Source organism: Roseivirga sp., assembly GCF_049099775.1.
Classification (GTDB): Bacteria; Bacteroidota; Bacteroidia; order Cytophagales; family Cyclobacteriaceae; genus Roseivirga.
Genome location: NZ_JAGDZM010000004.1, coordinates 179,701 through 192,908, shown reverse-complemented (window position 1 = coordinate 192,908; position 13,208 = coordinate 179,701). Strand labels below are relative to the sequence as shown.

The following is a 13,208-nucleotide window of genomic DNA, read 5'->3' as shown; positions in this document are numbered from 1 at the left end:
GTGTTATTTTATGTCTTCGTTTATATTAATCATGAAGAAAAAGAAAGTGTTGTCTGATCAGTTATCGTATGCGCCATTGAGCCATAGCCAAAAACGCTTTATCGGATTCTTATCCTTCTTCATTTTTGGATTAGCTGCTGCTGAAGTTTTAGGCTTGTCGCTATACGGAACGGCAGGTTCAGTGGTTGTTGCTGCTGTTTTACTTTTCTTCTTTTTAGAAACGGGCGGTTTAATCTTAGCCTTTACGTTTTCTTCGTAATGCTTTTTCTTGAGTTGTTTTAGACGTTCTTCCTCCTCGAATTTCTTTTTTATGGCAAGTCGTTTGGCCTTCTTACGTTCTTCAACCAAAGAGTTTTGTTGCCGATCTGTACGTTGTTTTCGCTGTCTGGTAGATCGATCTGCTCTAGGCTTACGCGTAGGTTTTTCTTCAGGCTTTTCTTCTTTTTCCTTTACAACAGGTTCTGGTAAATCTATCTTCCCAACTACTTTTAAGCCTTCTAAATGAGGTTTTTCAGCTTTATACGTTTCTAGTGATTCTGTTTGTGCCAGAAATTCTTCTTCTAGACTTATTACCTGCGGACGAAGTGTTTCTATAAATTCTGGAGCCTCTGCTGTGGTTTCTAAAACTTCCTGTGGCTCTTCTGCGACAACTTTTTCAATAACTTCTTCCTCTGTAGTTTCTACTACTTCTGGAACCGGTTCAGCAGTTTCTTTTGGAGCAAAACGATCATTCAAAAACTCAAGTTCTTCCTCAGTTATCTTGATATTGGGATGGTTGTTTACTTCGCGGAAATTGTCATGAAGTACCGCTACAATCTGATCGGCTGAGATGTTAAGTTGTCTTGAAAGTTGCCCAAGTCGCATGTTTAAAAAGTATTAGGATGCGAATATAAGGAACTTGACAAAATAATATGAGTTAAGGAGCTACCGAAGCCCATTTATAAGGAGAAAAACTCTATAAATCAAAGAAAAGCCTAACCTCAAGATAATGAAGCTAGGCTTTTAAGTGAAAATCAATGTGAATTATTGCTTAGGAAATGATGCGTTTGCCATTACTTCTTTCATTTGGTCGGTATGTCTTTTGGTATGGCCAGCCATAAATAAAATAGCTTGGTAAGTGTCTACAGTGCCAAATGGAAGCGTTCCATAGTGGTTTCTCAAGTCAGCATTCGTTTTCTTTACAAACTTAATGTGCTCAGCTCTTAAGGATTTAAACTCTTTAAGTACATCCTTAACAGATTCTGGTTTGTTGTTTGGTTCAAAAGGAGGGAAGGTTTTTACTTTTTGCTCCCTGCTTTCAATAAGTCCCATAATCTGATCATCCGTCATCTGAACTTCTCCACGCCTTGAAGGGTCTGCAGCTGTAGCCATTGCTCCAGTCACAAAATTTCCCCATAGGGCAGATTCCGATATGGTGATGTGTTTTAAACACTCTGCTACTGACCAGCTTCCTGCATCTGGTTTAAAATTTAGCTGTGCTTCAGAAAGACCTTTCAAAACTTTTATCATATCGTTTTGAGTTTCCTTCAGGTATTTGATCACTACAGCTTTTTCTTCTTTAGAAATCTCTGTTTGTGCTTGTAATGTCATACCACCAATCAGTAGCATTGACATTAGAATTGTTGAAAATCGTTTCATGGTTAAAAAAATTAGTGCTTTGGAAAAATTATTTGTTTAAAGTTACTTTTATAACATTCAACCCTATCACGTTTCAATAAGAAAAAAGGGACAACTAAACAGAAGAAATATGGAATGGACTGAAATAATGGGGCATATCGGTGCGCTTTTAAGTAGTATAACCTTTATCCCTCAGGTGCTTCAGGCATGGAAAACCAAGAGCGTAGGCGATTTGAGTATGAACATGCTACTGATTGTAATTACTAGTACTGTGGTATGGTTAATCTATGCCATTTCTCTTAACCTACTTCCTGTTATTATAGCCAACTCCATCATTTTTGTGCTCAGCGCACTGCTCATCTATTTTAAATTGACTTTTAAAGTGGAACCTAAAAAGTGATTGTAGTCTATATTCTTATTGGTACTGGGGCTTTAGTAGCTTTTCCTTTTGTGAAAAAATACATTAGGAATCAGAAACCGTTAGTAATTCCACCTAACTGGCATGGAATACTTGTTCAGAGGGTTCGTTTTTTTAGAGAACTAAATGAAGTTGGCCAGCAAGACTTTCTTGAACAAGTTGGAAGATTTCTAAGAAATGTTCCTGTAAATGGTGTTCAAGTTGAAATTACTATAGCCGATCGCCTTTTGGTAGCTGCCAGTGCAGTAATTCCCTTGTTTGGTTTTAAGGGATGGGAGTATGGCTACCTAGATGAAGTAATTATTTACCCCTCAGCATTTGATCAAAATTTCAATTTTGAAAATCCTAAAGAACTGATCGTTGGGATGGTGGGATCCGGAGCCATGGAAGGGAAAATGATTCTTTCAAAACCTGCCTTGCACGCCGGGTTTGATAATACACAGGACAAACAAAACGTAGGTATTCACGAATTTATCCATCTCTATGATAAAGAAGATGGAGTTATTGATGGTGTGCCCGTGTCTTTCATGACCGATGAACACATTATGCCTTGGATTGACCTAGTTAGGGTTGAAATGAGTAAAATCCACGCTGGTGAATCGGGTATTAGAGGGTATGGAGGCTTAAATGGAAAGGAATTCTTTGCCGTAGCAGGAGAGTATTTCTTTGAAAGGCCGCATCTTCTTGAAGATAAACACCCTGAATTATATATGATGTTATCGATGTTCTTCAATCAAAAAATGACACATACACTAAGTGCAAAAGAAATTAAGGCTAAGCCCTTAAGCAGAAATAGCCCTTGCCCATGCGGAAGTGATAATAAGTATAAACACTGTTGCCTTGGAAAGTGAAATCATAATTAGCTAATATTTTTAGTTAACTAAAAATATTAGCTAATTTGTAGTCTAATCACTGAACCGAACATGCTGAAATTATCCAGACACCTAGCTTTATCTAGGTGCGCCACATCAATTGATCTTATTGATACTATTAACCTGTGTGCTGATGTCTACAGATAGTACAATTATGCATATGGACTTAGATACATTTTTTGTATCGGTAGAACGATTGTTAGATAACCGTTTGGAAGGAAAGCCTGTGCTGATTGGTGGAGTAACGGACCGAGGTGTAGTGGCCGCATGTAGCTATGAAGCTAGAGCTTATGGAGTTCACTCTGCCATGCCCATGAAAAAGGCCAAAGAACTTTGTCCTGAGGCTATACAGATTAGAGGAAATTCGGGCACCTATTCTAAATACTCTGAAGATGTTACGGCTATTATAAAAGAAACAGTTCCCTTATATGAAAAGACTTCAATAGATGAGTTTTATGCTGATTTGACAGGCTTGGATAAGTTTTTCAGTAGCTATCAGATGGGCACAGAGCTTCGGAAAAAAATTAGAAAAGAAACGGGGCTACCCATTTCCTTTGGCATGTCTAAGAATAAGACAGTATCGAAAGTAGCAACTGGTGTGGCCAAGCCAGATAATCAATTGAAAATAGCTAAGGGTGATGAGAAGCCGTTTCTAGCACCACTTTCTGTGAGCAAAATTCCTATGGTGGGAGAAAAAACCCAACAGACACTTTTTAGCTTAGGTGTAAAGAAGATTCAGACAATACAGGAAATGCCTGTAGAATTGATGGAAAAGGTTTTGGGAAAAAACGGCGTCTCCATTTGGAAAAAAGCCAATGGTATCGATCATTCTGCCGTAGTACCTTATAATGAACGTAAATCAATCTCAACAGAACGTACTTTCGATAAAGACACTATTGATATTCATAAGCTAAAAGCCATACTATTGGCTATGGCAGAAAATTTAGCATTTCAGCTACGAAGAGGCTTGAAACTAACAGCTTGCGTTACGGTGAAAGTCCGCTATTCAGATTTTAATACCTATACCTTGCAGTCTCGAATTCCATATACTTCTGCAGACCATGTGCTAATTGCTAGAGTGATGGAGTTGTTTAATAAACTACATAATAAACGACTGCTTGTCAGGCTAATAGGGGTTAGGTTTAGTCATTTGGTAGAAGGAGGCTACCAGATTAACTTATTTGAAGATGCTGAAGAGGTAATTAGTCTGTACCATGCCATGGATAAGATCAGGGATAAATATGGAGATAGAAAAGTGATGAGAGCTTTTGGAATAGAAGCCAAGACAATTAGTCGCTTTAATCCGTTCAATGGAGAGCCACCACCATTACTTGCAAATCGACGTCAGTAATTATATATTAATAAATTAACATGTTTAAATATATTGTTATATTTATTTAATTAATACTCATCCCTATTTCTAGAGTAGGGCATTAGAAAGACTTGCCTCAACAGGATAATCAATAACTAAAGAAATACCTACTTATAGGTATTTGAATCTTTACCGAAAACCAAGAACTTAAATGGCTAAGAAAATAGCCATGAGTAAACTACTAGCATTAGCCTTCAAGGAACTCGGTGTTAGCGAGATTGAAGGAGATCAACATGAAGCAAGAATCCTGACTTATGCCCATGAATCAGGTTTTGAATCGATTAACGACGATGAAACGCCATGGTGCAGCATATTTATCAATTATTGTTGTGTACAATTAGACTATCAGCATACTGGAAAAGCAAATGCCCGGTCTTGGATGCATGTTGGTAAAAAGACCAAGAATCCAAAGCCCGGAGATATCGTCGTTTTTTGGAGAGAAAGCATACAATCTTGGAAAGGACACGTGGCTATTTTTACAGGGTATTCCGCTGATGGCTCTAAAGTATTCTGTTTAGGGGGTAATCAAGGCAATAGAGTGTCTATAGCTGCCTATAGTGCCGAAAAAGTATTGGGTTTTCGTCGATTAGAAAAAAATAGCAGCAATGAATTACCAGCGCCAGTGCTGAGAAAAGGTGACCGAGGTAAAGAGGTAGAAAAACTTCAGCTAGTCCTCAATCAATTAGGTTATAACTGTGGAGACCCCGATGGTGCTTTTGGTCAAATGACACATGATGCCCTCATATTATTTCAATCCAATAATCGCTTAGCAATAGATGGAGTCTATGGCAATGGCTCTAAAAATATGATTGAATCTTTAATGCAAAGTTAATCCAGTCATGAAGTTAGATTTTATAAAAGTGCTAGGCGATACAATTCGAGATTTAAGCTCAACCGAGGTAGCTACACTCATCAAAACGGAAGAAGGAGCAGAGATAGGAGCCTATAGTAGAATTGATTTAGAGGGAGATCATATTGCTTACATAAACCCAGAAAACCCGGATGTTAAAACATTACAGCATGCATCAATAAAGCAATCAATCAGAGCAAGAGAAACAACATTAAAATTAATAACAGCAATAATTAAAAATTAAACCAATGGGACTTTTACAAAAATTAGAAGCAGCAGTAACAGATTTTGCAACACTAGAAGTAGCCACATTTACAAAAGCGGCACCTACTAACATTCCAGTAAGTATGGACTTTAATACTGACGGAGGAAACGCAAGTAGTAAAGTAGTATTTGACGCCGTAAGAGCATCGCTAGCCAACGAGGAATTAGTCGGTTATGCTCGGTTTGAAATTGATGGAGATACCGTCGCATTTGTTAATAATAATCCAGCATACTCAGATGTCTTAGAGTATCACAAAACAGTTGTTCAGGATAGCCAAAACGCCAGAAAAGCAATTTATGATACCATTGTAGGGCTCAAATAGCTAGCTAAGAAGGTTTATATGAAGTTATTCAGCTTTGAAGGATTGTTTAGGGTTAATATTCAGCAGGTTAACCCTAAATCAATTCTGACCGAAGTACGAGAGAAAAGTGAAATAGTAGATAAGACGGAAGAGTCGTCTCCTCATCCCTGGATTCAGTTTCTAAAAACAAAACACCAACAGGTAAGGAAATATCTATCAAAAAATAAATTCCAATAACAATAGTATTATTGATTTACTCGCGCACAAATGTCCGAAAGTAAAATATTAAAATACTTGTCAGAATCTTTCGATGAGGAAACAGTCGATTTACTAGATAATTTCGGCTACGTTTCTTTTTCAAAAGATGGTAGCGAAGAAAGACCGAGTAAAACAGCTATTAATTCGGGGATTAAAGCATTTCGAGCAGAGTATATTCAATCAGAAATTTATCAAGCCAATAGGCCAATCACATCAAAGGCTTTAACTGAATTTGAGCTTGATGACTTGGCAAATTTAAGTGACTTAGAAGGCCGATTTAAATTGAGTGATCATGTTTTAGCATTGAAAAATGATGCTATACTGGTAAGAGTACTGCGTTTTAGGCTGCACTTACTAGGATTAGTTTCAGCGGTAAATAGTAGTTATGATGCTGAACTAGAAAGTGGGTTAGTCCAGCTCTCCAAGTTTTTACAAGTTACTAGCCGGAAATCGCTATTTAATTTAATTGATGACTTTGATGAGTTGATTTCAGTCGCAGCCAGAAGAACCTGGAATAAAAGCTTTAGAGGTATTGTAAGCGTTGACTATGATGGCAAATCTAGTTTAAAGCGAGATTCAGATGCCATGAAACAGAGTCTGAGATTAGTCCAGAATGCCAATTCCATTTCCAGTACCACCACGGACTATTATAGCGAGCAATTGATAGACAAGCCTTGGTTAACAAATAAGGCTGAAAAGCATTTGAAAGTAATTCAAAATCATCCTTTCAATGCCTTTATGGTAAGACTGATACAGATTAAACTCTGGTTGCTAGGTGCGTATGGTCATAAAATTGATGGTGACATGAAGTTGAGAACGATTGAAGCGTTGGAAGACTTTCATGATTTGATAGAATCAATGAATACTGCAGATCAGCAACTGCATGTAGTTCCTTCAAGGTTTGCTTTTCGAATGAAAGGAGGTAATTGGCTTATTAACTACAAGTATCTTCTGCTGATCGGAATCCCTAATGTAGAAGCAGGATTTGATGCTGATGAGTTTGATACAAAAGCCGTTTCGGCGCAGCTTCAAGATCTATTAGATCAAGTAGAAAATGAAGCTGATAGAAATAAGGTATTAGCCAGTGTTGACCAATTAGTTGATGAACAATTAGGTGAAAAAACTGTCCGAAGAAAGAAGAAGGTTCGAAAGGCAAAGGGTTTTATGCGTCAAGTGGTTGGATTCTTTAAAAGAGCAGTGCAGTGGATCGCTACGGGAATACAAAAGGTTATCGAAGTGATCAGTTCCTTTTTCAAGAAGGTGAAAAATGCGGTTGGTTACCTAATACGAGAGATCCGTGAAGCGATCAATAAAACTATTGAGACTTTTAGTTTTTTCTTCAGCAAGAGAAAAATCACCACCAATAACCTAGTTACTAGTGATTTCGATATCGACTTTGATACTGTTGCTACACTTGAGTATGGCTATTCATCGGCTGATGTAAGTGAGCATCAGCGTAGAGTAGACGCTCTTTTAGATTCAATGAGTAAAGTTTTTGGTGTGCTAGGAAAAATCATACCGATTGTCATCGATATATTAAAAGGCCCGATTGGTTGGGTGAAACTTGGTATCAAGCTGGTTAAAATGATTTTGAAGAATGGGTTAGACTTCCTTTTCAAGCCTGCTCTTTCCATTAATTAATAACGATATGTTAAAAGTTGATTTGAAAATTATTGAATCCGATGAGGGTGTGTCTTTTGATGAGACGCACATTAAGCTTCTGAAGGAAAGCGCTTCACTACTTGAGAAAATTATCAATTACAGCGATTTATTTGAGGCAAAAGTAAAGGGAACGAATTTAAGGCGCCCTAAGCGATTTAGAAAAAGCAATGGATTGAGTAGATCTGAGGTCTACAATGTGTTTATGAGTGGAAATGATCGTTTTACGGAAGAATCGTCTACCGATTCGAATGTGCATGGTGATATGGATATTGACATCTGGATTCATCCCTATCGTACCAAGCCAGGTGTTGTTGGTTATACAACTCCAAGTACTCATGCTACTTGGATCAACTTAAATAAGCTTGATGAATGGATTAATAATTATGGGAATAAAGAAAACCTTTTAAGAGCTCAGGTAGCTGGAAACCTGGCTCATGAATATTGTCATAATTTAGGTTTTAAGCATGGAAGAGGGGGAAGTACTCGAGCCAATAAAAAGACAGTTCCTTATTATATCGGCAATACTATTAAGGATATTGGTAGAGTAGAATCAAATTTAGCGGCTATTGGTAATTCTAAAGATCTTTTTACTTGTTCGGAATCAGTTAAAATGTTCTAGTCAATTTGATGATGTAGATTTTTAGTATTTCTACTGATGAACTAATAATATTAGTATTTTTGCTTCTGACTCTTGATGAGTTAGAAGTAGAATGTATCTAAATACTCATACGTATTACAGCTTTAGGTATGGCACACTCAATACCAAAGATTTATTGGAGGAACTCCAAAGAGCAGGTGTAAAGTGTTTTGCTCTTACTGATATTAATGGTACGCCTGCAGCCATTAATTTTGTTCGCTTAGCATCTAAATATGGTGTTAAACCTGTTTTAGGGATAGATTTTAGAAATGGAGCTGATCAACTGTTCATTGGTATAGCCAAAAATAATGAAGGCTTTAAAGAACTAAACGATTACCTATCTCACTATTTACACAGTGGAGAAAAGATACCTGAAAGCGCACCGGATTTCAAAAAAGCATATGTTGTTTATCCCTTTAGTAAATACTCTGGTTGGAAACTAAAAAAATTAGAATATGTAGGGGTTAGGCCTACGGATTTACCTCGACTCATCTATCCACCACATCAGTTGGATAAGCAAAAGTTAGTATTGCTGCAAACTGCCACGTTTAGGAGTAAAGTGGACGAATCCTCCCTAGAACGTGTCGCGCTTAAAAAGGACTTTAATGCCCATCGGCTTTTAAGAGCTGTCGATAATAATACGCTGTTGAGCATGCTTCCTAAATCAGAAGAGGGAAGTGTTAGTGACTTTATTTACCCCTTAGATGAATTGTTGAGTATTTATCAAAATCATACTTATATGGTTGATAATACTCAGGAACTATTGGAGAGTTGTAGTATTCATTTCGACTTTGATGGAGAACATCTCAATAAGAATTTATCAGCATTTGGGAAAGATGCTAATGAAGACCTAGCAACGCTAGAACGGTTATGTGAAGAAGGATTACCCTATCGTTATAAAAATCCTACTGAAGACATTTTGAAGCGTATCAAAATGGAACTTGATGTGATTAAGCAACAAGGTTTTATGTCTTATTTTCTTATCAATTGGGACATTTGCCAGTATGCTCGAAACAAGGGGTATTTCTATGTAGGTCGTGGAAGTGGTGCCAATTCTGTCGTAGCTTACTTGTTGCGCATTACCGATGTCGATCCTATTGAGTTAGATCTCTATTTCGAGCGTTTTATCAATTTATATCGGCAGAATCCGCCCGATTTTGATATAGATTTTTCTTGGAAGGACAGAGAAGATATTACAGAATACATCTTTAATCGTTACCCCAATGTAGCCCTTCTAGCCACTTATAGTACCTTTCAGTTTAAGGCTGTGGTGCGCGAATTAGGGAAGGTGCTAGGAATTCCCCCTCATGAAATTGATCATATTCAGCGCGCACCCTATAAAGATTTAGACGATCTGCATAAACTCGTTTTGCGTTATGGGAAATATATCGAGGGTTTTCCTAATCATCTGAGTATTCATGCCGGAGGTATTCTTATTTCAGAAAAGCCAATACATTATTATACCGCTACTGACCTTCCACCAAAAGGTTTTCCAACTACCCATTTCGATATGGTTATCGCAGAAGATGTGGGACTTTATAAGTTCGATATTCTTAGCCAGAGGGGCCTAGGTAAAATCAAGGATAGCCTAATAGAAATTGAAAGGAACCATCCAAATGACCCAAAAATTGATATTCATGATATAGCAAACCTTAAAAAAGATGAGAAAATAAAGGCTATGCTTCGCGAAGGAAAAGCCATCGGTTGCTTTTATGTAGAATCACCCGCTATGCGCATGTTGCTCAAAAAACTTCGGGTAGAAGAGTATCTAGGCCTTGTAGCAGCTAGTTCTGTAATTCGACCTGGTGTGGCCAAATCGGGTATGATGCGGCAGTATATTCTTCGTTTTCGAGAGCCTGATCGGAGAAATGAAGCACATCCCATCCTCCGAGATATTATGCCCGAAACTTATGGTGTTATGGTTTATCAGGAGGATGTAATCAAAGTAGCACACTACTTTGCCGGCCTCACTTTGGGTGAGGCGGATGTGCTCAGGCGCGGAATGTCTGGCAAATACCGATCGAGAGAAGAGTTTCAAAAAGTACGCGATAAGTACTTTAGAAATTGTGTCAAAAAAGGCCACACCTTTGAACTAGCAGCTGAAGTTTGGCGACAAATTGAAAGCTTTGCGGGCTATGCTTTTGCCAAAGGACACTCGGCTTCATATGCTGTAGAAAGCTATCAGAGTTTGTATTTAAAAGCATATTACCCACTAGAATATATGGTGGCAACAATGAATAATGGCGGCGGCTTTTACAGAATGGAACTGTATGCCCATGAAGCCTTTATGCATGGTGCCGATATTCAAGCCCCTTGCGTAAATCAGAGCGAATATCTCTGTACTATCTATGGCAAAACTATTTACTTGGGCATTGCCTTTATTGGCGATCTGGAAAAGTCTACTGCTGAAGAAATATTGAAAGAACGCTATGCAAATGGTGTTTTTATGAGTTTCGATAACTTCTTAAAACGAGTTAGCATCTCCTTAGATCAATTGAGCTTATTAATCAAAATAGGTGGTTTTCGCTTTACAGGCCAATCTAAAAAAGCTTTATTGTGGGAAGCTCATTTTCAACTGGGTAACCACAAAAAAACGAACCCAGTCCGAATGCTTTTTGACCCTGAAGTGAAACGTTTTGAACTGCCTGAACTCAGTTATGATCTTTTAGAAGATGCTTTCGATCAGCAAGACCTCTTAGGCTTTCCTTTGTGTAATCCTTTCGATTTGCTGAAAGCAGAGCCACCAAGAAATGTTCTAGTAAGGGAAATGGCCACTTATAAAAACCAAACCGTCCGCATGATTGGCTATCTAGTACATATCAAAAACACAACAACATCGAATGGTAAAAGGATGCAGTTTGGTACTTGGATAGACAGGGAAGGGCTTTTTATAGATACGACTCATTTTCCACCTGTAGCAGCACAATATCCATTTAGAGGTAAGGGCATTTACGAACTTGTAGGCAAACTTGTAGAAGAGTTTGATTTCCTGAGCCTAGAAATGACAGCTATGCGTAAACTACCTTATATCCACGATCCACGTTATGCGGAAGAACCCAGACATGCTCAAATGGGAGTGGAGCCTACTTAAACCGTAGTACCGTAGTCCTTTTAGCAGGTACTTGAAAATCCTTAGAGATATCAAAAGCAGTACCATTCATTACATCTGTCGCATTTGAAAAGCCTCTTAGCATCTCGATATGCTTTGTTCTGCTGATCGTCATCGGTTCATCATTCATGTTCAAGATCACCATCACTCGTTCGTCATCGGTATACCGGAAGTAGACATAAACATTATCAGTAGGTAAGAAGTGCAATAGTTTTCCATGGTGAATAGCATCACTGGTTTTTCGCCAATTCGTAATTTTCTTGACATAATCAAACATGTCGTTTTCAGCTGAAGTTCTACCTTCTTTTGTGAAAACAGATCTTGAATCACTTGCCCAACCTCCAGGCATGTCAGCTCTTTTATCTCCATCACCACCCTGAGTGCCTTGTTTAAAGGCTAGTTCAGTTCCATAATAAACTTGAGGAATTCCTCTAGTCGTTAATAAATAAGTATAAGCCATTTTAAGGTGGTCAGGGTTTTCGCCTAACGTGGAAAAGATTCTCCCGATATCGTGGTTATCTAAGAAGATGACATTCTTCATAGGGTCGGAGTAGAGTCTGTCTTGACTTAAGGCATAGTAGAGTTTCATAATGCCGCTTTCCCAACCAAAATCCGAGTTAAAAGCATCTCTTACAGCAAAATGAATTTGAAAATCTGTGACACTAGGCAGGTAAGAATTGTAACCATCATTTTCACCCGCTTTATCCTCTTGCCAATATGACTCAGAAGCCACGTTTTCTACCCATGATTCACCTACAATATTAAAATTTGGATAGGCTTCAATTACCTCTTTAGCCCATCGTGCCATATATTCTTTATACGGGTAAACGTAAGTATCCATGCGAATACCATCTACACCGCTGTATTCTATCCACCACAATGTATTTTGAATCAGGTAATCCGCTAAAACATTGTTTCGCTGATCTAAATCAGGCATTTCATTCACAAACCAACCTTTAATTAATTTGTCTTCATCATATTTTGAAGCATATGGATCGGATGCCACAGAACCTCTATAAGAAGTATTTCCATAAACACTTTGATCGTGCACCCAATTCTTGAAAGGTAAATCCTTCATCCACCAATGCTGATCGCCAATATGATTGTGAATCATATCCATTATAACTTTCAAGCCCTTGTCATGACAGGCCTGAACAAACGCCACAAACTCTTCATTGCTTCCGAAACGTCGATCTACCTTGTACATATCGGTAGCTGCATAGCCGTGATAACCTTTATATTCTGGGGTTTGATCATTTTCGAAAACAGGAGTGAGCCAAACAGCTGTCATGCCCAGTTCCTTGATGTAGTCTAACTGTTCTTGAACTCCTTTTAAATCTCCACCGTGTCTACCACTGGGATCGTCTCTTCTGGCTGGTTCAAGCATACCTTCGATCGTGTCATTGTCAGGGTTACCATTGGCAAAGCGATCGGGCATAAGCAGATAAATAACGTCTTCGCTACTAAAGCCTTGATTTTTATTCGCTTCAATTAGCCTTTCCTTCAGTTCATAGTTCAACTTTTTATGCTTTCTACCATTTCTAAGGTCAATGGAAATACTACTTGCTCTTACATCAGGGCTAATCTCTAAATTGATGAATAGATAATTCTTAGAATCACCAGCCAATTGGTTTACAAGTGTAATTCCGGGCGCTTCAATGCTAGCCCTCCAATTGCCTAAACCTTCTCCATATAAGGACAGTTGCAGTTTTTCAGTAGGCATTTGAGCGTACCAAAATGGTGGTTCAACCTTGATATCTTGTGCGAAAGAGAGCGGCGAAATAAATATTAGGAATAAGAGAAGACTTAGAGTTCTTTTCATTTTAGAATGGATGAGTCAATAATAA

Annotated in this window: 12 protein-coding genes; 9 read left to right on the top strand and 3 right to left on the bottom strand. The window is 38.1% G+C overall.

From position 1 onward, the window contains the following. Positions 1 to 57 precede the first annotated feature (57 nt). A complete protein-coding gene (locus JXQ92_RS05360; RefSeq protein ID WP_421985564.1) occupies positions 58 to 864 on the bottom strand; it encodes a hypothetical protein in 807 nt (268 codons plus the stop codon). A 159-nt stretch (positions 865 to 1,023) separates the two neighbouring features. Next, a complete protein-coding gene (locus JXQ92_RS05355; RefSeq protein ID WP_421985563.1) occupies positions 1,024 to 1,638 on the bottom strand; it encodes a DinB family protein in 615 nt (204 codons plus the stop codon). Positions 1,639 to 1,747: 109 nt separating this feature from the next. Between JXQ92_RS05355 and JXQ92_RS05350 the strand changes: the two genes are divergently transcribed. The 9 genes from JXQ92_RS05350 (at position 1,748) to JXQ92_RS05310 (ending at position 11,343) form a co-directional block, all read left to right on the top strand. After that, positions 1,748 to 2,017 carry a SemiSWEET family sugar transporter gene (locus JXQ92_RS05350; protein ID WP_421985562.1) on the top strand — a complete coding sequence of 90 codons (270 nt, stop codon included), beginning with the start codon at positions 1,748 to 1,750 and terminating at the stop codon, positions 2,015 to 2,017. Continuing rightward, positions 2,014 to 2,886, top strand: coding sequence for a zinc-dependent peptidase (locus JXQ92_RS05345; RefSeq protein WP_421985561.1), 873 nt, complete (start codon positions 2,014 to 2,016; stop codon positions 2,884 to 2,886). Before JXQ92_RS05350 ends, JXQ92_RS05345 begins: the two co-directional genes overlap by 4 nt. 154 nt (positions 2,887 to 3,040) lie before the next feature. Next, complete coding sequence (gene dinB, locus JXQ92_RS05340) at positions 3,041 to 4,258, top strand: DNA polymerase IV (RefSeq protein WP_421985560.1); 1,218 nt, start codon at positions 3,041 to 3,043, stop codon at positions 4,256 to 4,258. A 172-nt stretch (positions 4,259 to 4,430) separates the two neighbouring features. Continuing rightward, positions 4,431 to 5,111 (top strand): TIGR02594 family protein, encoded by a 681-nt coding sequence (locus JXQ92_RS05335; protein WP_421985559.1) that lies wholly within the window; start codon positions 4,431 to 4,433, stop codon positions 5,109 to 5,111. Between the two features lie 7 nt (positions 5,112 to 5,118). Next, positions 5,119 to 5,373, top strand: a complete 255-nt coding sequence (locus JXQ92_RS05330; RefSeq protein ID WP_421985558.1) for a hypothetical protein — start codon at positions 5,119 to 5,121, stop codon at positions 5,371 to 5,373. 4 nt (positions 5,374 to 5,377) lie between these two features. Continuing rightward, entirely contained in the window at positions 5,378 to 5,716 is a 339-nt protein-coding gene (locus JXQ92_RS05325) for a hypothetical protein (protein ID WP_421985557.1), read from the top strand. A gap of 246 nt (positions 5,717 to 5,962) precedes the next feature. After that, a complete protein-coding gene (locus tag JXQ92_RS05320; protein ID WP_421985556.1) occupies positions 5,963 to 7,594 on the top strand; it encodes a hypothetical protein in 1,632 nt (543 codons plus the stop codon). A gap of 7 nt (positions 7,595 to 7,601) precedes the next feature. Next, entirely contained in the window at positions 7,602 to 8,234 is a 633-nt protein-coding gene (locus tag JXQ92_RS05315) for a hypothetical protein (protein ID WP_421985555.1), read from the top strand. Between the two features lie 91 nt (positions 8,235 to 8,325). Continuing rightward, positions 8,326 to 11,343, top strand: a complete 3,018-nt coding sequence (locus tag JXQ92_RS05310) for a DNA polymerase III subunit alpha (protein ID WP_421985554.1) — start codon at positions 8,326 to 8,328, stop codon at positions 11,341 to 11,343. Here JXQ92_RS05310 and JXQ92_RS05305 read toward each other — a convergent pair. Next, entirely contained in the window at positions 11,336 to 13,183 is a 1,848-nt protein-coding gene (locus JXQ92_RS05305) for a glycoside hydrolase family 13 protein (RefSeq protein ID WP_421985553.1), read from the bottom strand. The two genes, JXQ92_RS05310 and JXQ92_RS05305, sit on opposite strands and share 8 nt — an antisense overlap. Positions 13,184 to 13,208 lie beyond the last annotated feature (25 nt).

What these genes read in the sequence shown, in the direction of transcription:
- JXQ92_RS05360 (WP_421985564.1), bottom strand. Translation starts at nt 864, where the DNA reads ATGCGACTTGGGCAACTTTCAAGACAACTTAACATCTCAGCCGATCAG.
- JXQ92_RS05355 (WP_421985563.1), bottom strand. Translation starts at nt 1,638, where the DNA reads ATGAAACGATTTTCAACAATTCTAATGTCAATGCTACTGATTGGTGGT.
- JXQ92_RS05350 (WP_421985562.1), top strand. Translation starts at nt 1,748, where the DNA reads ATGGAATGGACTGAAATAATGGGGCATATCGGTGCGCTTTTAAGTAGT.
- dinB (WP_421985560.1), top strand. Translation starts at nt 3,041, where the DNA reads ATGTCTACAGATAGTACAATTATGCATATGGACTTAGATACATTTTTT.
- JXQ92_RS05335 (WP_421985559.1), top strand. Translation starts at nt 4,431, where the DNA reads ATGGCTAAGAAAATAGCCATGAGTAAACTACTAGCATTAGCCTTCAAG.
- JXQ92_RS05330 (WP_421985558.1), top strand. Translation starts at nt 5,119, where the DNA reads ATGAAGTTAGATTTTATAAAAGTGCTAGGCGATACAATTCGAGATTTA.
- JXQ92_RS05325 (WP_421985557.1), top strand. Translation starts at nt 5,378, where the DNA reads ATGGGACTTTTACAAAAATTAGAAGCAGCAGTAACAGATTTTGCAACA.
- JXQ92_RS05320 (WP_421985556.1), top strand. Translation starts at nt 5,963, where the DNA reads ATGTCCGAAAGTAAAATATTAAAATACTTGTCAGAATCTTTCGATGAG.
- JXQ92_RS05315 (WP_421985555.1), top strand. Translation starts at nt 7,602, where the DNA reads ATGTTAAAAGTTGATTTGAAAATTATTGAATCCGATGAGGGTGTGTCT.
- JXQ92_RS05310 (WP_421985554.1), top strand. Translation starts at nt 8,326, where the DNA reads ATGTATCTAAATACTCATACGTATTACAGCTTTAGGTATGGCACACTC.
- JXQ92_RS05305 (WP_421985553.1), bottom strand. Translation starts at nt 13,183, where the DNA reads ATGAAAAGAACTCTAAGTCTTCTCTTATTCCTAATATTTATTTCGCCG.